The sequence below is a fragment of the Paenibacillus sp. PSB04 genome, assembly GCF_025809195.1.
Taxonomy (GTDB): Bacteria; Bacillota; Bacilli; order Paenibacillales; family Paenibacillaceae; genus Paenibacillus_AQ; species Paenibacillus_AQ favisporus.
Genome location: NZ_CP081301.1, coordinates 2,259,618 through 2,280,523 on the forward strand (window position 1 = coordinate 2,259,618; position 20,906 = coordinate 2,280,523).

The 20,906-nt window shown below is 55.3% G+C and carries 16 protein-coding genes and 1 other annotated feature; of the genes, 11 read left to right on the forward strand and 5 right to left on the reverse strand.

Annotation, left to right across the window (positions count from 1 at the left end; translation table 11 throughout):
• Nucleotides 1-54: 54 nt before the first annotated feature.
• Entirely contained in the window at nucleotides 55-1,317 is a 1,263-nt protein-coding gene (locus K2F33_RS10625; RefSeq protein WP_263881616.1) for an SGNH/GDSL hydrolase family protein, read from the forward strand.
• Between the two features lie 808 nt (nucleotides 1,318-2,125).
• Here K2F33_RS10625 and K2F33_RS10630 read toward each other — a convergent pair.
• On the reverse strand, nucleotides 2,126-3,040 hold the full coding sequence (locus K2F33_RS10630; RefSeq protein ID WP_263882336.1) for an NADP-dependent oxidoreductase: 915 nt from the start codon (nucleotides 3,038-3,040) through the stop codon (nucleotides 2,126-2,128).
• Between the two features lie 204 nt (nucleotides 3,041-3,244).
• Between K2F33_RS10630 and K2F33_RS10635 the strand changes: the two genes are divergently transcribed.
• Nucleotides 3,245-4,111, forward strand: a complete 867-nt coding sequence (locus K2F33_RS10635; RefSeq protein ID WP_076175781.1) for a LysR family transcriptional regulator — start codon at nucleotides 3,245-3,247, stop codon at nucleotides 4,109-4,111.
• Between the two features lie 127 nt (nucleotides 4,112-4,238).
• Here K2F33_RS10635 and trpS read toward each other — a convergent pair whose 3' ends face one another.
• Nucleotides 4,239-5,252 (reverse strand): tryptophan--tRNA ligase, encoded by a 1,014-nt coding sequence (gene trpS, locus K2F33_RS10640; RefSeq protein ID WP_263881617.1) that lies wholly within the window; start codon nucleotides 5,250-5,252, stop codon nucleotides 4,239-4,241.
• A 317-nt stretch (nucleotides 5,253-5,569) separates the two neighbouring features.
• Nucleotides 5,570-5,880 (reverse strand) — a binding site (T-box leader).
• A 413-nt stretch (nucleotides 5,881-6,293) separates the two neighbouring features.
• Between trpS and K2F33_RS10645 the strand changes: the two genes are divergently transcribed.
• The 5 genes from K2F33_RS10645 to K2F33_RS10665 all read left to right on the forward strand — a co-directional run bounded on the left by K2F33_RS10645 (nucleotide 6,294) and on the right by K2F33_RS10665 (nucleotide 12,948).
• Nucleotides 6,294-8,102, forward strand: coding sequence for a sensor histidine kinase (locus K2F33_RS10645; RefSeq protein ID WP_212969851.1), 1,809 nt, complete (start codon nucleotides 6,294-6,296; stop codon nucleotides 8,100-8,102).
• 51 nt (nucleotides 8,103-8,153) lie between these two features.
• On the forward strand, nucleotides 8,154-9,479 hold the full coding sequence (locus K2F33_RS10650; protein WP_263881619.1) for a response regulator transcription factor: 1,326 nt from the start codon (nucleotides 8,154-8,156) through the stop codon (nucleotides 9,477-9,479).
• 116 nt (nucleotides 9,480-9,595) lie between these two features.
• A complete protein-coding gene (locus K2F33_RS10655; RefSeq protein ID WP_240913475.1) occupies nucleotides 9,596-10,498 on the forward strand; it encodes a carbohydrate ABC transporter permease in 903 nt (300 codons plus the stop codon).
• Nucleotides 10,499-11,371 carry a carbohydrate ABC transporter permease gene (locus K2F33_RS10660; RefSeq protein WP_094600071.1) on the forward strand — a complete coding sequence of 291 codons (873 nt, stop codon included), beginning with the start codon at nucleotides 10,499-10,501 and terminating at the stop codon, nucleotides 11,369-11,371.
• 116 nt (nucleotides 11,372-11,487) lie between these two features.
• Nucleotides 11,488-12,948, forward strand: a complete 1,461-nt coding sequence (locus K2F33_RS10665; protein WP_263881620.1) for an ABC transporter substrate-binding protein — start codon at nucleotides 11,488-11,490, stop codon at nucleotides 12,946-12,948.
• 147 nt (nucleotides 12,949-13,095) lie between these two features.
• Here the strand turns inward: K2F33_RS10665 and K2F33_RS10670 are convergent, their stop codons facing one another.
• Nucleotides 13,096-14,406 (reverse strand): glutamate-1-semialdehyde 2,1-aminomutase, encoded by a 1,311-nt coding sequence (locus K2F33_RS10670; RefSeq protein WP_263881622.1) that lies wholly within the window; start codon nucleotides 14,404-14,406, stop codon nucleotides 13,096-13,098.
• 42 nt (nucleotides 14,407-14,448) lie between these two features.
• Nucleotides 14,449-15,507, reverse strand: a complete 1,059-nt coding sequence (locus tag K2F33_RS10675) for an LCP family protein (RefSeq protein ID WP_263881623.1) — start codon at nucleotides 15,505-15,507, stop codon at nucleotides 14,449-14,451.
• A 211-nt stretch (nucleotides 15,508-15,718) separates the two neighbouring features.
• On the opposite strand from K2F33_RS10675, the gene bcp reads away from it, so the two are divergent.
• The 3 genes from bcp (at nucleotide 15,719) to K2F33_RS10690 (ending at nucleotide 18,441) form a co-directional block, all read left to right on the forward strand.
• Nucleotides 15,719-16,177: a thioredoxin-dependent thiol peroxidase gene (gene bcp / locus K2F33_RS10680; protein ID WP_263881624.1), complete on the forward strand. Its 459-nt coding sequence runs from the start codon at nucleotides 15,719-15,721 to the stop codon at nucleotides 16,175-16,177.
• Nucleotides 16,178-16,481: 304 nt separating this feature from the next.
• A complete protein-coding gene (locus tag K2F33_RS10685) occupies nucleotides 16,482-16,937 on the forward strand; it encodes a MarR family winged helix-turn-helix transcriptional regulator (RefSeq protein WP_263881625.1) in 456 nt (151 codons plus the stop codon).
• Nucleotides 16,930-18,441: a DHA2 family efflux MFS transporter permease subunit gene (locus K2F33_RS10690; protein ID WP_076175756.1), complete on the forward strand. Its 1,512-nt coding sequence runs from the start codon at nucleotides 16,930-16,932 to the stop codon at nucleotides 18,439-18,441. The genes K2F33_RS10685 and K2F33_RS10690 overlap by 8 nt, the downstream gene beginning before the upstream one ends.
• A 147-nt stretch (nucleotides 18,442-18,588) precedes the next feature.
• Here the strand turns inward: K2F33_RS10690 and K2F33_RS10695 are convergent, their stop codons facing one another.
• Nucleotides 18,589-19,215, reverse strand: coding sequence for a DedA family protein (locus tag K2F33_RS10695; protein WP_076175754.1), 627 nt, complete (start codon nucleotides 19,213-19,215; stop codon nucleotides 18,589-18,591).
• Between the two features lie 207 nt (nucleotides 19,216-19,422).
• Here K2F33_RS10695 and K2F33_RS10700 point away from each other — a divergent pair, with 207 nt between their 5' ends.
• Complete coding sequence (locus tag K2F33_RS10700; RefSeq protein WP_263881626.1) at nucleotides 19,423-20,760, forward strand: polysaccharide deacetylase family protein; 1,338 nt, start codon at nucleotides 19,423-19,425, stop codon at nucleotides 20,758-20,760.
• Nucleotides 20,761-20,906 lie beyond the last annotated feature (146 nt).

Here is a 20,906-nt window from a genome sequence, read left to right on the forward strand (position 1 = left end):
GCAAGCCTTTGGCGTCCTGCCGGAGGCTTGTTCCATTGAATAAGGAGTGATCACATGCTTCGAACTGTTCGCAAGTACATAGGCTCGCTGTCCGCTGCGCTGCTGTCTTCGGCCCTGGTGCTGAGCGCGGCGGGAGCGGCACCCGCTTCTTCACCGCAAGCGGCGGCGAAAGAGCCCTACCGGATCGTCGCCTTCGGCGATTCGTTAACCGTCGGCTATGAGCCCGGCAAGGGAGAGAAGGACGTTCCTTACGGTTTTGTGGACCGCCTGCAGGAGCAGGGGCTGCTTCACGGCCGGACGGAAACGCTGAACGTGGGGATTGCCGGGCTGAAGAGCCAAGGGCTCCAAAACTTTGTGGAAGCCGTCACAGCTGGACAGCCGATCGGTGCCGAGGCGATTCAACCGAACCTGCCGGATCCCCGGACCGCCCAGATCGGCGCAGCGGCTCCACAGACCCAAGCGGCCGTGAAGGACGCGGACGCCATTACGATCACGATCGGCGGCAACGACATGTCCCAGCTGCTTGAGACCGGGAGCCAAATGACGGACCAGCAGCTGTCCGACCGCGTACAGGAGCTGTTCAAACTGTACTCGGACAGCATGAAGGTCGTGCTGGACGACCTGCACGGCTTGAATCCGGACGCGCTGATCGTGGTCGCCGACCAGTACCAGCCGATGCCGGAAATCGCCGACAAGGCGCTGTATCCGAAGCTGGGGCAGGCAGCCCAGGCTTTTACGGACGTCATTGACAAGATGGCGGCCTCCTATCAGTCGCAGGGCGTCAATGTCAAGGTGGCCCATGTGGCCAAGGAGTTCGTCGGCGGCGAGGGCACGATGACGCATATCATCGCGGATCGGGACATCCACCCGAACCAGATGGGGTATGAGGCGATGGCCAAAGTCTTCTCCGAAGTGATCTGGGGCGGCTACACCAAGCTGGTTGTTCACGAGGCGGGCGCGCCGATGGGCATCATCGTTGGCGGCAAGGAGCTGAATACGCCTTACAAGCCGGTCATCAAGAACGGCGCGAATTTCGTGGCCATCCAAGACATCGTGAACGCGGTCAGCGCCACCTCCAAGTGGGACAGCAAGACGTCCAGCGCGACGATCAGTTACGCGGGCAACACAGTCGTGATCACGATCGGTGCCAGCTCCGTGAAGGTGAACGGCCAACCGGTCGCCGTCGGCGCACCGGCGTTCCTGAACAAGGTTGGCAAGGAATCGAAGACGTACGTACCGCTGGCAGCGCTGGCGCAAGGCCTCGGCTTCGACGTCCAGTACGTGGCGAAGCTGAGAACGGCATTTATCAATCCATAATAAGCACGAGAAGGGCTTCCCTGGTGATGGGGGAGCCCTTGTTTATTGCGCTTCGAGGCTTAGCCTCTGGTTGTGTCGCTCCGAAGTCTTCTTGCAAGCCCGCTGCGCGTCCGGCTCATGCTTCCGACCGCTGTTGCTCGCGAATTTCTGGGAATGGACGATGAGGAAGAAATTCGCTCACAAAGGCGGCCGCTGCCGCTTCTCCAGCATGAATCCGGCCGCTCCGCTGAAATCGGGGAAGTGGAGGTAGCTATGCCTGCTGCGCTAAGGCACCTAATTATGGCAGGGAGAGCATCACTTCGAAGCTGTGAAGGCCGGGGCTCCGGCGCTCGGACCTCTGGTGGGATTTCTCCGACGCCCACATCTCTGATCCATGCCATCGCTCCGAAGCCATCCTGTAAGCCCGCTACGCGTCCGGCTCATGCTTCCGGCCGCTGTTGCTCGCGAATTTCTGGGAATGGACGATGAGGAAGAAATTCGCTCACAAAGGCGGCCGCTGCCGCTTCTCCAGCATGAATCCGGCCAGCCCCGCTGGAATCGGGGAAGGGGGGCACCTGTGAAGGCGAGCCGACTGGAGCCCCTACACATCAGCTATCGCATCTGCTGCCACCTCGTAATCTCAAAACTCGCTTCTACTCTCTTCTAATGCACACCGATCTGCGCATAGGCCTTTAACCTCGCCCAACCGATTCACCGGCCAACCACCCTCTGGCCCACGCCCATGCGACGGATACCCCAATTGGCCGGACAGCCGGGCAACGCCGGCCGAGTCTGCTGCGAACGGCGGGGACTCCAACAGGAGCCTCCCTTACCCGATCACTAGCACGATCTTGCCTTGGCCATGCCCGCTGGCCAGCTCGTGATGCGCCGCGGCGGCCTCTTCCAGCGGGAAGGTCCTGCGGACGTGGACCTTCAGCTTGCCCGCGGCGCAGAGCTCCGCCAGCTCGGCCAGCCGCGCGGCCGAGCGCTGGCTGCGGATCATGCGGACGCCGAGCTCCGCTGCAAGCTCGCCGTCCACGATCGTGCCGATGCGCTCCCTGTCCGGGACGAGGTCCACGGACACGCGGAGCGCATCCCTCCCGGCAGCGTCGAGGGCCGCATCGACGCCGCCGGGAGCCAAGGCACGCACCCGATCGCCAAGGCCGGGGCCATAGGCGACGGGGATGGCCCCCAGTGTGCGCAGGTAGTCGTGGTTCCGCTCGCTGGCGGTCCCGATAACCGTGGCGCCCAAGGCGCGGGCAAGCTGGACGGCCATGGTGCCGACCCCGCCGGCGGCGCCATGGATCAGGACGGTATCGCCCTCGCTGACGCGAAGCTCCTGCAGGGCGGTGTGGGCGGTTTGCCCCGAAGCTGCGAGCGCCCCGGCTTCTGTCCAAGGGATGCCCGGCGGCTTACGTACGATTTGGCTGGCGGGAACGACGACGTATTCGGCGTAGCTGGCCAGCAGAGCCCAGCCGATCACGTCATCGCCAGCCGCGAAGTCCGTTACGTGGTCTCCAGCCTGCTCGATCGTTCCGGCGAAGTCATTGCCGAGAATTTGCGGAAACCGGATGCTTAGACCAGTCGGGACCCATCCCCTTTCCCGGACGGCCAGGTCGAACGGTTGAACGCCGGCCGCTTTTACGCGAACCCTGACTTCATCAGGGCCGGGTAAGGGGAGCGGCACATCCGCCGTATGCAGTACGTCCGGCGGACCGAACGCGCGGATCACCGCCGCTTTCATTGTCTGTTGTTCTGTCATGCTATCGATCATCCTTTCGGTCATTGAATATAGTAATATCAGAGCTTTTATTTCATGCCTCCTGCGGTGAGTTTGAGCAGCCTCTCTCGCCTTCGGCCTGTATTTATTCTATAATCGATCATAAATAATAAAAAATATATATAATGCTATTTATTAATAACCTTTGGTATATAAGGAGGGATTTCGATGGAACTGCTGCAGCTTCAATATTTTCGCAAAGTTGCCGAACTTGAGCACATGACCCGGGCGGCGGAGGAGCTGCGCATTGCCCAGCCTGCCCTCAGCAAGACGATTTCACGGCTGGAAGAGGACCTGGGCGTGCCGCTGTTTGACCGGAAGGGGCGGCAGATCCAGCTGAACGCCTTCGGCCGGGCATATTTGCGCAGGGTGGAGACCGCGCTGAACGCCCTGGAAGACGGGAAAAGGGAACTCGAAGATCTGGCGGGAGCGGAGAAGGGCAGGGTGAATCTGGCGACGACCACGCATAAATGCTTCTCCGACCGGATCGGAGATTTTCTGGGGATGCATCCGGGAATCCGGCTGCAAATTTCCCAGGCGGGAGAGCAGGAGAAGCGGGATAAGCTGTTGAGCGGGGAGCTGGACCTGTGCATCACGTTCCCACCGATCGAGCAGCCGGGCATCGAGGGAATTTCCTTTTTGACGGAAGAAATTTTGCTGGCGGTACCTTCGTCACACCGGTTTGCGGGCCGCAGCAGCATCCGGTTAAGCGAGGCAGCGGGGGAGGCTTTTATTTGCATCCAGAGCAGCAATCCATTTCGGAAAATGACGGATCAGTTTTGCAGGCAGGCCGGGTTTGCGCCGGATATTGTGTGCGAGGTGGATGAGCATTCGGCCGTTGGCCATTTTATCCGGGCGGGGGTAGGCATCGCCTTTATCCCTGAGACGCTGGTAGACCGGATCGGATTTTCGTTTCATGTGCTGCGGATCGAGGAACCGGTCTGCCGGCGTACTTACCAAATCGCATGGCAAAAGGAGCGCTATTTATCCCAAGCTGCGCGCGAATTTCGGGACTTCTTGGTCCAGAGCTTTTAAAGTGTGCCGCTTCGCTATTACCAATCAAAAAAACCGCCCAAGAAACGGCTTCTGCCGTATCACCTTGGACGGATATTCTCCTATGGGCTAACCGGAGGGTTCCGGGCAGCCCATTTTTATTGCTATTTTATCTCCGGGCAAAATAGTTGATCCCCATAGCCTCCCGCACTTCGCCCATCGTTTGGCGCGCGGCCTCGCGGGCTTTGGTGGTACCTGCCATCAGGATGTCGTCGATGTCGCCGGGACGCTGTTCATACCGGGCGCGGCGTTCGCGGATCGGCTCCAGCACCTCTTCGATCGCACCGGTGATTTTAGCTTTGCAGGCGGCACAGCCGAGCGTGCCCCGGGTACACATGTCATGAATATTGCCGCAGTCCTCCGGGCGAAAAATCCGGTGATACCCGTAAATCGTGCAATCCTCCGGATGACCGGGATCGGTTTTGTGCACGCGCGCCGGATCGGTTGGGGCCTTGCGAATCCGGCTGCGGACCTCGTCTGTGGTGGAATCGAGGGAGATGGCGTTGCCGAGGCTTTTGCTCATTTTACTCGAACCGTCGAGCCCATCCAGCCGCTCACCCACGATAATTTGCGGTTCCACCAGGACGGGGGCGTACAGCTCGTTAAAGCGCCGGACGATTTTGCGCGTCTGCTCGATATGGGGGATCTGGTCATCGCCGGCGGGAACCAGGGTGGCTTTGCAGAAGGTGATGTCCGCCGCCTGGCTGACCGGGTATCCGAGGAAACCGTAGTACAGATCCTCGTATCCGCGCTCGGCCGCTTCGCTCTTGATCGTCGGGTTGTGGCGCAGCGAGCTGACTGACACGAACATCGAATAAAACACCGTCAGCTCGGCGATCTCGGGGATCATCGACTGCACGAACAACGTCGCCTGGTCGGGATCAATGCCTACCGACAAATAGTCCAGCGCCACCTGCCGCACGCTTCCGGCCAGCATTTCCGGCGTATGAAAATGGGTGGTCAGCGCCTGCACATCCGCCAGCATGATATAGGTTTCGTACTGCTGCTGAAGCTGCACCCGGTTCTTCAGGCTGCCGACGTAATGGCCCAGATGCAGCTTGCCGGTCGTCCGGTCTCCGGTGAGGACAATGTCCTTGGGTTGTGAGTTTGTTGAAATTGTCATGGTTATTCCTCCTGAATTGAAATTGTTTTGTATACGGGACTTCATTTGCGATCATGTCTAGTAACCCGGTCTTCCCGGGACGCCACCACCAGCCGTCATCCATGGCCATCACCTCCTTCAGTCATACAGTTTTGCTTAAGTTGATCGGGCAGAAGGACCGGCGATAGACGCCGATACCACGCTCGGGATTGGGTCTTAAGCTCATGCCTTCCTTAGGTCAAGCTCAAGACAAGTCTCCAGTCCCCATGCGCATTTCAACGCCAAAAAAGCCCCGCCCTTGGGATCTCCATGCTGAAAAATTTCCAGACGGAGATCTATCCAAGGACGGGGCTCTAGCCCGCGGTGCCACCTTGATTGGCCGCCATCCTCTAGGGATGCAGCCCTGCTCAACAGGTACGGATTTCGGCGCTAAACGAAAAGAAATTGCGTATGCCTTCCTCGATACCCTGCCCCGGTTAACGGTGGGGACCAGCCGCCCATCCTACTGTCCGCTTCTTTGGGGAAGCGTTCCTGTTCAGACGGGGCACTCCGAAGCCCACTTCCGCGCGCGCCGCCACCGGCTTGCACCACCCGCCGGTTCTCTGTGAGGCCGCAATTCGCGCGTACTCTTCTTCATCATCGTGAAAATGGATTTGAATTATTGTAGCTCATTTTTTCGAGGAAGGAAAGAGGGCATCTGCCGTTATTCCGTTGCAATCCCGGTGCTATTTCGATCACGACACCGTTGCTAACCTTTTGCTGTTCCGCTCCCATCCCGTTGCACTCCCATTGTAATCCCGGTGCTATTCGGTCACGACACCGTGGTTAACCTTTTGCTATTCCGTTGTCATCCCGTCGTTATTCCACCGCCGCGGCCCGCCAATAACGCTGCCGTAAAATTTTACTGGCAAGCCGTCGAAAATAAATTACACTAGGACTAATCGCCCATGGGCCTGTCTACTGGGGCATATCTTACAATCGCGAATGATTGTCGTAGAAACGCACATACTTCCCCATTTTTATTGTTGGTATATTGAAGGAAAGCCGGAGGTGTTATGACTGATGAAGCGGGGGATCCGCAATCCGCTGGCGAGAATGAACGTCAGGCAGCAGATGATCCTGCTGTTTCTGGTTCTCGTCATTCCCGTGTTTATTCTGAACGGGTACGGCAACAACAGGGCGGGCCAGATTTTAAAACGCCATGTAACCAATGCTTATATAGAGCTGAACAAGCAAAATTTCAAACTGATCAGCCGCGATATTGAAACCGTTAACAAGGTGACGGCGACGGTGTTTCAGAATTCGGTGGTCCAGCAGCTGGATACGACGGGGAAAGACACGGTGCTGCAGCGGGTGAAAACCTACGAGAAGCTGGAGCGCATGCTGAGCTCGTACTCGCAGGAGAGCGATGAGCGCGAGCCGCTGTACTATTCGCTGTACGTGTACGATCCCGGCAACCATTACTTTTTTGCCCCTTATTATCCGGAGTCCAAAAAGTCCGGGGTTTATTTCTTTTCGAACGAGGCCGAGAAGCCGGAATGGTTTGATGAGGCGGTAGCCCGTAAAGGGAACGGCTATTTGCGGCTCACCGATCATTTATCCCCGCCAGCGAAGGGGCAGTATGACCAGAAGACGCTCGGCTATGTCCGCGCAATCAACAACATTGATCAGGGCGGTACGATCGGCGTGCTGATGGTAACGAACGTCGACGCGCGGATCGGCGAATCGTTGAAGACCGTGTCGCTGCCGGAAGGCGAGTTGTATTTTACCGATTGGAACAATCACATTCTGACCTCTACCCAGCCGGATGCCGAGGGCGTGCTCAGCCTTCCTCCCGAAGTAGAGCCGGGGAATTCGCCCATGGGCGTTAAGGACGTCATTACAAAGGATTTTATCTATGTTGTGGATTATAACTATGTGCTCCAGCAGAAGCTGGTGTACAAAGTGCCGGTCAAAGCGCTTTTGCAGCAGCAGGACGAAATGAAGCATGTCATCCAGATCATCTCGGTCGCGTATTTCGCCGCCGGTCTGATCATCATTTTATATTTCTGGCGGTCCTTGATGACCCCGCTGCAGAAGCTGGTTACCTTCGTCCGGCGTTATGAGCCGGGGAATGCCGTGCCCGAAACGCCGCACCGGAAGCGTAACGACGAGGTCAGCGTGCTGATCTCCACCATTTACGAAATGGCCCGGCGCCTGAACGATCTGATTCATTACAAATACGACATGGACTTAAAGCAAAAGGAAGCGCAGCTGTCGCTGTTGTACCAGCAGATCAACCCGCATTTACTGTACAACACGCTGGAGAGCATCTACTGGAAAAGCAAGATGGAAGGCAACCACGTGTCGGCCGAGATGATCAAGGACCTGTCTAAGCTGATGAAAATCAGCCTGAGCCGCGGGAGGGAGCTGATTACGCTCGGGGAGGAGCTGGAGCATGCGACCGCCTATATCAAGCTGCAGCAGAACCGATACGATTATGTGTTCCAGGTGGACATCAACGTCCCGGAATCGCTGCACCCGTTCAGCATTCCGAAAATTACGCTGCAGCCTTTGATCGAAAACGGAATCATTCATGGCATTAAAAATATGGGCGAGGACGGCGAAATCCGCATCGAAGCGGAGGCGTCCGGGGGCATCCTGCGCATTCGCATCTCCGATAACGGCTATAAACCGGTGGACATCGAAGCCATCAACCGGAACTTAAACAGTGAAACAGACGATCCTGCGGCCGGTTACGGGGTCCGGAACATCCATCAGCGGATACAGCTTCACTACGGCAAGGAGTACGGCCTTGTCTACAGCGTTCGCCCGGGCGGGGGGACGCTGGTCACGATCACGCTTCCCGTCGAAACGGCAGGCGGTTCATGACAAACAGGGGATAAACAAATATTTACAAAGTACATACAAGGGGGAGCATCCATGTTCAATATTTTGGTCGTCGACGACGAGCCGCTCATCTGCAAGGGATTAGCCGGGCTGCTGAGCACATCGGGCCTCGACATCGGTCAAGTCTACACGGCGGGCAGCGGCCATGAGGCGCTCGATATCGTCCGGATGGAGGAGGTCGACCTGCTCGTCACCGATATTCAGATGGGGGAGATGAACGGAATCGAGCTGATGCACCAGGCGAAAATCATCAAGCCGTGGGTGCAGACGATTATTATTTCAGCGCATGAAACGTTCCAGTACGCGCAAAGTGCGATTCGGCTCGGAGCCAAGGACTATTTGCTGAAGCCGCTGAACAGCGAGCAGTTTCTGGACTCCGTCGGGAGCGTGCTGCTCAAGATGGATAAACGGATACCGCAGGTGAATGAGCTTTTGACAGCCACGCAAGAGGATTTTCGCATGGAGGAACCCAAGCCCTACAAGAGCGAGCTTCTGAACCGGCTGCTGTCGGAAGAAGCGGGCCACGAATCGGGGGATCTTGATGCGGGCAGTGAATATGGGGCGCTTGGGCTGAAGGGTCCGTATTTTGCCGTCATGAAAATGAGGCTGGACCTTTCCTCCGGCAGTCCTTCCTATACCGACAGGGATCGGCGACTTCTCCGGTATGCCTCGCTCAATATTATGAAGGAACTGCTCGATCAGGAATGGGATGCGCTTCTGTTTTACTCGCCGGATGACGACATCCATGCGATTATCCAGTGGAGCGAGGCGGCGAATGCCGAAACCGGCGAGAACAAGCTCAGCCAGCTCGAAATGGCCGGCCGGAGCGTGTACCATCATATCCGCAAATATTTGAAGCTGGAATGTACAGTCGCCATCAGCCAGATCCTGAAGGGCATTCCTTTTCTTTCCGTACTCGGCCGCCAGGCCGATAAAGCGATGCTGTGGAGCCGGCACTACCCGGACTACCACGTTTTTTATTACGGGGACTTCAATTGGCATAACTACGCTGAAGATCCGTCTGCAGAAGAGCTGTCGACGCAGAGTAACCGGATTGTGGAGAGCACGAGGCGCTATATCGAAGAGAACTACAACCAGAAGGGGCTGACCATTCACGAGGTGGCGAAGAAGAACCATGTCAGTCCGAACTATTTGAGCTACCTGTTTAAGAAAATTACCGGGCATAACCTGTGGGAGTACGTCATCAAGCTGCGGATGGAGGAGAGCCGCCACCTGCTTCAGAACACGGACCTGCGCCGCTATGAAATCGCCGAGCGGGTGGGGTACGAGTCGCCGGAGCATTTCAGCAAAATATTCAAAAAGTATTTCGGCATGAGCCCGAGCGAGATGAAGAAGTAAGAACAGCTATCATTTCCATAGAACTAGACATGTGCGCGGGCAGCCCGATTTTCTACAATGATCCTTAAGAAACATTAGAGGAAAGAGGGAGACAGATGGGGGAACCCGCTACAGCTATGTTAAAGCCGGAAGCGAAGAGCGAGCCGGCGGGCAGACGAACGAGCAGGTGGAAAAAGCATCTTTGGGGATACCTGTTCATCCTGCCGGCCATTGTCATTTTCATTTTGTTTTTGTGGGTGCCGATTATCAAAGGAGCGGTGTACAGCTTCTTTACGATTGATTTCGTCAAAGGCAACACCTTTGTCGGTTTCGATAATTACGCCAGGGTGCTGCACGATCCCGATGTATGGACAGCCGTTAAAAATACGCTGTATTACATGTTTTTAACGGTCATCATCGGCTTCTGGGTGCCGATCGTGGCATCGATTGCGATTTCGGAGCTGCGTTTTTTTCAGGGCTTTGCCCGGATTGCCGCTTACCTGCCATTTGTCGTACCGGGTGTGGTGCTGTACGGCATGTGGCGGTGGATGTATGACCCGGTCGGTCCGATCAATGGGCTGCTCAGCAGCTTCGGTGTGGAACCGGTGTCCTTTATCTCCGACGGGCGCTGGTCCATGATCTCGATCGTGTTCATGGAGACGTGGCAGCAGTTCGGATCGGCGATGCTGATCTATTTGGCCGGCGTGCTCAGCATTCCGAGAGACTGGTATGAAGCCGCCGAGATCGATGGGGCCGGCGTATGGAACCGGATCCGCTACATTACGATCCCTTCCATACGGAATCTGATCGTGCTGATGTTTATCCTGCAAATCATCGGGACGTCCCAAGCCTACCAATCCCAGCTCGCCCTGCTGGACGGGGGACCGAACAACACGACGCTGACTTATGCGCTGCTTATCGTGAAGTACGCGTTCAACCAGCTGGATTACGGCTCGGCGACGGCGCTGGGCATGCTGATGTTTATCGTACTCAGCCTGCTCGGACTGCTTCAATTCAAGATGAACAAGGAGGATTACTAGATGAGCCAGCATGACAGAGGAATCCTTTCTTCTTCCGATTTGAGGAAGCCGCTAAACAAAGTGGTGTACGGCATCATGGTGCTTGGCATCGCGGTGATGGTCGTCACGATGCTGTACCCGATTCTGATGACGATGTTTAACGGTCTGAAGACGAACCAGGAAGTGAACTCGTTCCCGCCGCATTTCTTTCCGCAAACGTGGAATTGGGACAATTTCTCGGAAGGCTGGGACTATATCAATCTGCCGATGTTTTTGAAGAACACCATCTTGATCTTCGTCGGCAATCTGCTGATGACTGTGCTGGTGCTGGGCTTGGCCTCGTTCAGCATCTCGAAGCTGAATGTGCCGTTCCGCAGGGGAATCTACTTTTTCATCCTGATGACCTTGTTTATCCCGGCGTCGAGCTATATCATTCCGAACTTCGTGAATTTGAAGGAGCTGGGCCTGCTCAATACGTACTGGGCGTTCTGGCTGCCGGCTGGAGCGAGCGCCTACTATTTTCTGCTGATGAAAAATTTCTTCGACGGCATTCATCCGGAGATCTTCGAAGCGGCCCGTATCGACGGAGCGTCCGAGCTCACAAGCTACGTCAGGATCGCCGTTCCTTTGTCCGTGCCGATCTTCGCCACGCTGGCCATCTTTATCTTTTCCACGGCATGGAACGATTGGTTCTGGCCGTCGCTCGTGATGCACAGCGAGGAGAAGTATACGCTGGCCACGGCGATCTACAAATACGTTATCAATGCGCGGAGCATGGACAACAATATCAAATTCACGATTTTGTTCATGGTCATGATCCCGCCGATCTTCGTGTTCCTCGTGTTCCAGAGGTTCATTATGCGGAGCGTCAGTTTGTCGGCGGTCAAAGGCTGACCGGCCAACATCGTAGGCATGCACATGAAGGGCATACGATTACACATCGATTGATGAACCATCCTCTCTTATGATGAGAGGGTAAACCATACCATTTGACGAAAAGGGGAGTTTCAATGCGTAAGTTTTCCATGGTGCTGATGTGCCTCCTGCTGTCGGCCTCGGTGCTTGCGGCTTGCAGCGGCGGCGGCAGAACGGCCGGCGGCGACAATCAGGGCGGCGGGTCCGAGGGATCCGGATCTGGGGGAACGACGGCGACGACGGATGCGGGGAAATCGGAGGACGATATTACCCAGAAGAAAATCACGATCAAGATCCACTACCCGCTCCCGGACCAAAAAGATCTGCGGGCGCAGGAAGACGACAAGATCAAACGGTTCACCGAAAAATACCCGAACGTGACGATCGTGAAGGATGACTGGCAGTACAGCGTCAACGAAATCGGCATCAAAATGGCTTCGAACGAAGCCCCGACGTTCTACAACACGTTTGCGACCGAAGCGCAGATGCTGGTGGAACGCGGCTGGGTCGCGGACATTTCGGACCTGTACAACAAGTGGGAATACAAGGACGAAATGAATCCGCTGCTGCAAAACCAGTTCATGGTGGACGGCAAGGTCTACGGCGTCACCCAGAACGGATATATCACGTCGACCATGATCAACAAAGCGCTGCTTGACGCCAAGCAGGTTCCGGTGCCGCCCTTGGACTGGACGTGGGACGATATGTACAACACGGCCAAAGGCGCGGCTGATGTGAAGAAGGGCATCTCCGGCATTGCACCGATGGGGAAAGGCAATGAAGCCGGATGGAACTGGACGAACTTCCTGTTCGAAGCGGGCGGGGAAATTCAGAAGGTGGAGAACGGGAAATATACGGCGGTGTTCAATTCGGATGCCGGCGTGAAGGCGCTCGATTTCTATAAAAAGCTGAGATGGGAAGCCAACGCCATTCCGAAGGATTGGGCTCTTGGCTGGAGCGATGCCCTGAACGCGTTCCAGCAGGGACGGACGGCGATGGTCATCGCAGGCGCGTATGACGTCATTGACGCCGCGCTCAACCAGGGCGGGCTGAAGCCGGAGAACGTGCTGGCCTATCCGATGCCGGCGGCCGAGAAAGGCGGCAAGCATTACGGGATTCTCGGCGGCAACTATCTCGTCATTAATCCGAACGCCACCAAGGATGAGCAGGAAATGGCGTTCCGCTACATCACGTTCGACTACTTTACGGATAAAGGGCTGGAAGCGCTCGAAGGCAACATTCAGGAGCGTAAGGCCAACAATAAATATTTCGTGCCGGCACCACTGAACTACTTCAAGGACGATTCGGAGTACGGCAAAAAGGTGGCCGCGATTTACGACAAGTACGACAACGTGTACAAGTACGATCCAAACCTGTTCGGACTGTTGGACGGCAAGCCTGAAGCCCAGTACGGCACCCAGGATTACTATGGCGCGATGTCCAACGTCGTACAGGAGCTGTTCTCGAAGAAAGACACGGATTCCAAGAAGCAGCTGGACGACGCGGCCAAACTGGTGCAAACCAAATTTTTCGATGAGATCAAGCCTCAGCAGTAAGGAAGCGGACGGCCGGGATTGTGGCCAGATGTTAGCTTAGAGGTACTTATCATAAATACAAAAAAAGACCCTGTCCACGGCATAACAGCCGCAGGCAGGGTTTTTCGTTATAATCGGGGTGGATTCCAATAATCCCCGGATCCTCTTTTACTTGCTGATCTCCTTGAAGGAGGCTTCTGCCGCTTCCAGCGTCGCGTCGATGTCCGCTTCAGTATGGGCCGTGGTCAGGAACCAGGCCTCGTATTTGGACGGCGCGAGATTGATATTACGGTTTAGCATGGCGCGGAAGAAGGCGGCGAAAGCTTCACCGTCCGTATCCTGCGCTTCGTCGTAGTTAGTCACCGGATGGTCGCAGAAATGCGTGGACAGCGAGCCGCGGATGCGGTTGATCGTCAGCGGCACGCCGTACCGGCCGGCCGACGCCTGCAGTCCGTCCGCGAGCTTCGCAGCGAGACGGTCCATCTCTTCATAGACGCCCTCGCTTTGAAGCACTTCAAGGCAGGCGATGCCCGCCGAGATGGAGGCCGGGTTGCCCGCCATCGTGCCGGCCTGGTAGGCTGGGCCGAGCGGCGCGACCTGCTCCATCACTTCTTTGGAGCCGCCGTAGGCTCCGATCGGCAGCCCGCCGCCGATGATTTTGCCGAGAGCGGTCAGATCCGGCCGGATCGCGTCATGGTTCTGCAGGCCCGCAAAGGTCTGCGTGCTGCCGTAGTGGAAGCGGAAGGCGGTGATCACCTCGTCATAGATGACGAGGGAGCCGTTGTCACGAGCCATGCGGCAGAGGCCCTCGAGGAAGCCCTCCTTCGGCATAACCATGCCGAAGTTGCCGACGATCGGCTCGACCATGACGGCCGCCACGTCGTCGCCCCATTTGGCCAGCGCCGCCTGAAGGGCGTCGAGGTCATTATAAGGCACGGTAATGACCTCGTGCGCAATGCTCGTCGGGATGCCGGCGCTGTCTGGGATGCCGAGCGTGGAAGGGCCCGAACCGGCTGCCACGAGCACGAGGTCCGAATGGCCGTGATAGCATCCGGCGAACTTGATGATCTTGTTGCGCTTCGTGTAGGCACGCGCGACGCGGATCGTCGTCATGACGGCCTCGGTGCCGGAGTTGACGAAGCGGACCTTGTCCATCGACGGGATCGCTTCCTTCAGCATCCGGGCGAGCTGAATTTCGAGCTGCGTCGGCGTTCCGTACAAGGTGCCGTTCTGAGCGGCACGCGTAATGGCTTCCGTGATATGCGGGTGGGCGTGCCCGGTAATGATCGGGCCGTAAGCGGCGAGGTAGTCGATATAACGGTTGTCGTCCTCATCCCAGAAGTAGGCTCCGTTCGCCCGCTTCATAAAGACGGGCGCCCCGCCGCCAACCGCCTTAAACGAGCGGGAGGGGCTGTTGACGCCGCCGACGATGTGCTGCAGTGCTTCCTGATATAATTGTTCGGAACGTGTTCGATTCATGACGGATAACTTCCTTTCTCAAATAAAAAGCAGGCGGGCAGCCTAGTTGCTGCTGCCCGTACTGCCGTTCTCCCCGGTCTCTCCGGAGGTTGTTGAATTGGTATTGGTTGGGGTGCCTGTTTTGCCTTCGCTGGATACCGGCACCGTCTCCGGCTTGTTCATAATGTCCTGGATATACTGCTTCAGCTTGCTTTCGCTGGAAACGGTCAGGACGGAAGCACTGCCGATCTTTTCCTCTTTCAGCAGCTTCATCGGCGGAATTTGCTCGCTGCCGGCCATTTGACTCTGGTAACCGACCGTAGCCAGCTTCCACATGTCATTGACGGACAGGTTCGTATCTATATATGGGCTGACCTGCTCCAAAATGTTCGGCAGCTTCATGATGGACGTCGTGGACTGCATTTTTTGGGCGACCGCCTTCAGGAAGGCCCGTTGCCGCTCCGTCCGCGTGAAGTCCGATGTTGCGTCATGACGGAAACGGACGTACTGCAAAGCCGTTGTGCCGTCGAGATGCTGCTGGCCCTTTTTCAGGTCGATATCGTATTCATGGTTGTCTGCGTTGCTCGGATAATACATATCCTTCTCCACGTAAAAATCTACGCCGCCGACGGCGTCCACCAGCTTGATGAATCCTTGAAAGTCCGTATAGACATAATACTGGATAGGAATGCCAAGCAGATCGCCGACCGCCTTCATTGCCGTATTCGGTCCATGGGTAATCGCTGTATTGATGCGGTCTTGGCCGTGTTCGGGAATGTCGGTGTACGTATCGCGGAGGATCGAAAAGACATTGATGCGCTTCTTGACGGGATCCAGGGAGGCGACCATCATGCTGTCAGACCTGGGAACTTCACCTTCCTTGATGCCGCGGGCGTCCACGCCCATCAGCAGGATGTTGACCGGTTCGGTGCCTTCCCATTTGGGAGGATCGGGAACTTTGACTTCGACGGGGGTAACCGATTTAAAAGGAGAGTTTTCAGCGGACTTCTGCAATCCCTGCAGGCCATTATAAATCGATGCGAAATAATAGACCGCATAACCGATGATGGCTAATACGATAATGGCTACAATCCATAATATTGTTTTTTTCCTTGGAGTCATTCCTTTTCTTCCTTTCGCTATCCTGTTGAAGGAGAGTGCTTGTCTTCGACATGTTCAGACATTTGTAGAGTAAGGATTCATTTATTATAATTTTTTTTGACAATACAATCAATTTTACATTCTGGAAAGCATTTCACCAAGATAAAATGAACGAAAGTGTTCAATTTATATAGATGCAGTGCTTGGCCTCTGAAAGGAGAAAGTGATACATATGACACAATTTGCAGTTGGAGACATGGTTCCCGATTTTACCCTTCCGGCTTCTACAGGGGAGGAGATCACCCTCAGCAGCTTTAGGGGACGCAAGGTGGTGCTGTATTTTTACCCGAAGGACAATACACCCGCGTGCACGCAGGAAGCCTGCGATTTCCGCGACGCACTTCCTCAGATTGAAGCGAAAGGCGCGGTCGTGCTCGGGATCAGCCCGGACGAGCTTAAATCCCATGGCAAATTTGCCGAAAAATACAGCCTGCCGTTTCCTTTGCTGTCTGACAAGGACCACAATGTGAGCGAAATGTACGGCGTATGGCAGCTGAAGAAAATGTACGGGCGCGAGTTCTGGGGTGTCGTCCGTTCGACGTTCCTGATCGATGAAGAGGGAAGGCTCATCAAGGAATGGCGGAAGCTCCGGGTGGCGGGCCATGCCGGCGACGTCGTGTCAGTCCTTTAATTTTATGTAGCTCGCCGTACAAATATTAAAACGCATGATCATAACTATAGGAAGTAAAGCATTGAATAGGAGCTGGGCTGCCCGGAATGGTTCGGGGGCCCAGTTTTGGTCTGCAGCCGCTCCGGGTACCGCTCTTCTAATGAAAGCGATTCCGGTAAATTTCATGGATATTTTTGAAAATGAAATGCAAAAATATATGTAAATTTATTCTTATGTTTTTATTGACACGTAAACATGTTGGTTTTAAAATAATTCGTATGCGAAATATTAAGAGATGGAAATAGAAACAGGGTGAAGAATGATTTTGGGTCCTCAAGAAGAAATTCTCGAACTGTTGTACTCTTTTCGCCAGGTCAATCTCACGTTTTACCAAATCTTCTGGAAGCATGCCGATGCTCTTGAGACCACCTGGATTCAATATCTTGTCCTGCACACGCTCCGCGAGCATCCGGACATCGGACTCTCCGAGCTGGCAGATTTAATTCTTATGGGGAACAGCGCCACCAGCGGGGTTGTCCATCGGCTCGTCAAGGCCGGGCTCGTTGAACGCAGACGGCTCCAGTCGGACCGGCGGTCGATCGCGCTGCGGATAACTGAGAAGGGAGATGAACTTAGACAGCAGACCGAGCAAGTCAGCATGGGCTGCCTGCTGCCTCTTTTACAGATCAAACAGGAGGACAGAAGCCATTTACTAGCGACACACCAGCAAATTATTCAGATTTTCAGCCAAAAGGGAGAGAGAGAAAGAAATTATGAATAGCAGTCAAGCTCAATCAATGGAGCATATCCGGAAAGGGCCGATCATTGCCGCACTGCTCCTCGGCGCATTCGTGGCATTTTTGAATCAGACCTTGATGAATATTGCCCTGCCCAAAATTATGGATGATTTGGGCATTCAGCCGACGACAGGCCAATGGCTTACGACCGGCTTCATGCTGGTTAACGGCGTATTGATTCCAGTATCGGCATTTTTGATCGCACGGTTTACAACCCGCCAGCTGTTTATTTCGGCGATGACGATGTTTTCGCTGGGAACGCTGATATGCGCGATATCACCCAATTTTGGGATACTTATGGCCGGACGCGTCATTCAGGCGGCTGGCGCAGGCATTCTGATGCCGCTGATGACCGTCGTGTTCCTGAACATTTTCCCGATCGAAAAACGGGGCTCTGCGATGGGCATGATGGGGATCGCCATGATCCTGGCTCCGGCTATCGGACCGACGTTGTCGGGGTACATCGTTGAACATCACTCCTGGCGGGTTCTGTTCTACATCATCCTGCCGGTAGCGATCATCGCCACGTTAATCGGCGTATTTTTCTTGAAGAACGTAACGAGCGTGACCAAACCGAAATTCGACTTCCTGTCGGTGGTTCTGTCGACCATCGGCTTCGGCGGCCTGCTCTATGGCTTCAGTGACGCGGGTACCGACGGATGGGGAAGCGCGACCGTTATTTCCACGCTGATTGTTGGTGCGGTAGGTCTGATCCTCTTTGTATGGCGCCAGCTCGTATCCAAGATTCCGATGCTCGAGTTCCGGATTTTTAAATACAACATGTTTACGCTGACGACGATCATTAACGTCATTATCACGATGGCGATGTACGCGGGCATGATCCTGATGCCGATCTTCCTGCAGAACATCCGCGGCTTCACGCCGCTCGAGTCGGGCCTCATGATGCTGCCCGGCGCGATTCTGATGGGGATCATGTCGCCGATTACCGGCGCGGTCTTTGATAAAATCGGCGCAAGATGGCTGGCCGTCGTCGGCTTGATCATCACGGTGATCATGACTTATGAATTCAGCCGTTTGACGGTTGAAACATCGTACACCCATCTGATCGTCATTTACACGATTCGGATGTTCGGTATGTCGATGCTGATGATGCCGATTCAGACCGCCGGTCTCAACCAGCTGCCGCGGAACATGAACGCCCACGGTACGGCGATGTCCAACACGCTGCGTACGATTTCGGGCTCGATCGGTACGGCGATCCTGGTGACAGTCATGACCAATGAAACGAAGAGTCATGTCAAGGACGTTCTTGCCGGGGGTACAGTCAATCCGGCCGACAAAGCCGCTATGGCGAAGCTGACCGCCGATTCGATGGTTCACGGCATTAACTATGCGTTCATCGTGGCCACTTGGCTGAGTGTTGCCGCGCTGGCTCTCGCTTTCTTTATTAAGAGAACGAAGCCGCACACCGAGCTCAAGAACGAGCTTCAAGGACAAAGCGTCAGCACCGCAAACGCGGAGGGTTAATGAACTTATATTTTTAGGATGTAAAAGAAAGACGCGCACTGCATTTCATGCAGCGTGCGTCTTTTTTTATTTGTGGGAACGGGAGAGGAAGACGTCACTGGACGGAGCTGATCGCTTCCTTGCCGTGGCCGTTCACTGCCCGGCATGTCAGCTGACATGCAGTTTGGACAGCAGCGAGCGCATTTTTTTGCGGTAACGGTAGACAAGAAACCCGACAGCAGCGATAATGACAGCGCCGACGATCCAGAAGGAGTACTTTTCCACCAGGTGAAAAGCGAACTTCCACTGCGGCCCGAATATTTTGCCGATGCTGATAAACAACAAGACCCAAACCAGCGCTCCGCTGTAGGCGAACAGCGCAAACTTGCGGAAGGGCAGGGCAATCATGCCGGCGAAGTAGCCGGTAAAATGGCGGACGCCGGGGATGAAGTATCCGATAAAGACCAGGCTTTGCCCGTATTTGTTAAACCAGCGGCTGGCCCGTTCAAGTTTATGCTCGGAGAGCAGGAACCATTTGCCGTAGCGCTGGAGAAAAGGGAGGCCTGCCTTGAGGCCGATAAAGTATGTAATGGTCATCCCCAGGGTCGTTCCGGCAAATGCAATAATCAGCAGCCACCCGTAATGAAGCATGCCGTCGTAGGACAGGAAGCCTGCATAGGCCATCGTCGTTTCTCCGGGAAAGGGGAGGGCGATAAATTCCAAAGCCAGTCCGAGAAAAAGCACGAGGTAGCCGTACTGCTCGAACATCAAATGTATCCATTTTAACAATTCCAAAAGGTTTTCACTCCAATTCAGGTCGGGCCCCAAAGATCACACAACCGGACTCCAACGAGTTACAACGGACTCCGATGGAATGCCATCCGGAAGCAAGAATGATTAAGCTCTTGAAAGATTCGGCTTTCCTTAAGTCTATTTCCACTTCTCTCACCATATAATCTACCAGAAAGCAGAACTCATAGAAATAGTGGAGGTAGAAGGTACATGGTGAAGAAGACATTCAGCGTTGTTCTGGGATCGATCGGGGTCGTATTGGCGGTGATGGCTCTCATATTCTGCGCAAGCGTCTGGGAAGGGCGAACCTTGCTTCAGCCTATGACGCCCCTGGTTCAGAATGCGGTCAAGACGGCTCCGGACAATGAATCTGCAAGCGAAAAGAGTTCTGCTGTCATCGGACGGCAAACCGATCCGGTCCATGTGGGCCAAGCGGGGCTGCTTGTCTCCAATACGACGAAGAAACCCGCTCCGGTCAGTCCCAAAACGGTGTATCTGACCTTTGACGACGGCCCCAGCGATTTAACGGGCCAGGTGCTGGATATTTTAAAGAAAAACAAGATTGGCGCAACCTTCTTTGTTCTCGGTGAGCAGGTAAAGAAATATCCGCAGCTCATTTCGCGGATCTACGAGGAAGGCCATGCCATTGGCAATCATACATATGACCATAATTATACCGAACTCTATCAATCTTTTCCTGCGTTCTGGGACCAAATCAAAGAGACCGAAGAGGAGATACGCCTGATCACGGGAGAAAGGCCGCAGCTGGTCAGGGCCCCCGGGGGGACGGCCGGGCATTTTGACGACACGTATTTTAAACTGCTGCAGCAGGCAGGGTACGTCGTGACGGATTGGAACGTGGACAGCGGCGATTCCAAGCGGCGTGATGTCCCGGCTGCGGAGATCGTGAAGGGTGCCACGACGGATGTCCCGGGAGGCAAGGTAGTTCTTCTTATGCATGACGGTCCCGGCCATTCGGAAAGCGTGAAGGCCCTCCCGCAAATAATTAGCTGGTACAAGGCCCGCGGATATCAGTTCGGTGTGTTGTCACCGCAAGACCCGCCGGTTCAATTTAAAGTGAATGCCACAGCCCGCGGACTGAAGCGAAGCGCGCCAAGCGCCGCCTGGATTCAGTCGCATATTGCGCAGAATGCCGCATTGTTCGAGCCTGGCAAACCGCTCCGCCTGGATGTCGGCGGGCTCGAGACCACGCTGGATACCGGCGAGTACAGCATTGTTGACGGACATTACATGGTGCCTTTGCGCGCGCTGACCGAGCGGATTGGGGGCAATACGGTCTGGGATTCGGCCGGGGCGGCCTGGGTCGCGTCCTTGTCGGCAGACGCCGCGGTTTCGCTGCGGATCCATGCGGACACGGGCAGGCTGGAGGCGGTGGAGGGCAATCAGGTGGTCTCTAGGGAGACGCTGCAGGTGCTGACGGTCAATGGATCGCTGTGGGTGCCTCTGCGCAGCTTGTTTGAAGCTTCCGGATATGCCGGAATCACGGCATCGGTTAATGAAGAGGAGCGGCGGGTCACAGTATTTTAACGGTCTGGGTGCCCAATGGAGCGAATCTACGATTTTTGCAGAGAGTTTCGTCACTCTTAAAAAATGAGCCGGTGCGGCAGGTCTACTTCCTTTTCTACATGGAGAGAATATTGATAGATTCCCTGTTTTGACGGGAACAAGCCATG

What these genes read in the sequence shown, in the direction of transcription:
- K2F33_RS10625 (WP_263881616.1), top strand. Translation starts at nt 55, where the DNA reads ATGCTTCGAACTGTTCGCAAGTACATAGGCTCGCTGTCCGCTGCGCTG.
- K2F33_RS10630 (WP_263882336.1), bottom strand. Translation starts at nt 3,040, where the DNA reads ATGAAAGCGGCGGTGATCCGCGCGTTCGGTCCGCCGGACGTACTGCAT.
- K2F33_RS10635 (WP_076175781.1), top strand. Translation starts at nt 3,245, where the DNA reads ATGGAACTGCTGCAGCTTCAATATTTTCGCAAAGTTGCCGAACTTGAG.
- trpS (WP_263881617.1), bottom strand. Translation starts at nt 5,252, where the DNA reads ATGACAATTTCAACAAACTCACAACCCAAGGACATTGTCCTCACCGGA.
- K2F33_RS10645 (WP_212969851.1), top strand. Translation starts at nt 6,294, where the DNA reads ATGAAGCGGGGGATCCGCAATCCGCTGGCGAGAATGAACGTCAGGCAG.
- K2F33_RS10650 (WP_263881619.1), top strand. Translation starts at nt 8,154, where the DNA reads ATGTTCAATATTTTGGTCGTCGACGACGAGCCGCTCATCTGCAAGGGA.
- K2F33_RS10655 (WP_240913475.1), top strand. Translation starts at nt 9,596, where the DNA reads ATGTTAAAGCCGGAAGCGAAGAGCGAGCCGGCGGGCAGACGAACGAGC.
- K2F33_RS10660 (WP_094600071.1), top strand. Translation starts at nt 10,499, where the DNA reads ATGAGCCAGCATGACAGAGGAATCCTTTCTTCTTCCGATTTGAGGAAG.
- K2F33_RS10665 (WP_263881620.1), top strand. Translation starts at nt 11,488, where the DNA reads ATGCGTAAGTTTTCCATGGTGCTGATGTGCCTCCTGCTGTCGGCCTCG.
- K2F33_RS10670 (WP_263881622.1), bottom strand. Translation starts at nt 14,406, where the DNA reads ATGAATCGAACACGTTCCGAACAATTATATCAGGAAGCACTGCAGCAC.
- K2F33_RS10675 (WP_263881623.1), bottom strand. Translation starts at nt 15,507, where the DNA reads ATGACTCCAAGGAAAAAAACAATATTATGGATTGTAGCCATTATCGTA.
- bcp (WP_263881624.1), top strand. Translation starts at nt 15,719, where the DNA reads ATGACACAATTTGCAGTTGGAGACATGGTTCCCGATTTTACCCTTCCG.
- K2F33_RS10690 (WP_076175756.1), top strand. Translation starts at nt 16,930, where the DNA reads ATGAATAGCAGTCAAGCTCAATCAATGGAGCATATCCGGAAAGGGCCG.
- K2F33_RS10700 (WP_263881626.1), top strand. Translation starts at nt 19,423, where the DNA reads ATGGTGAAGAAGACATTCAGCGTTGTTCTGGGATCGATCGGGGTCGTA.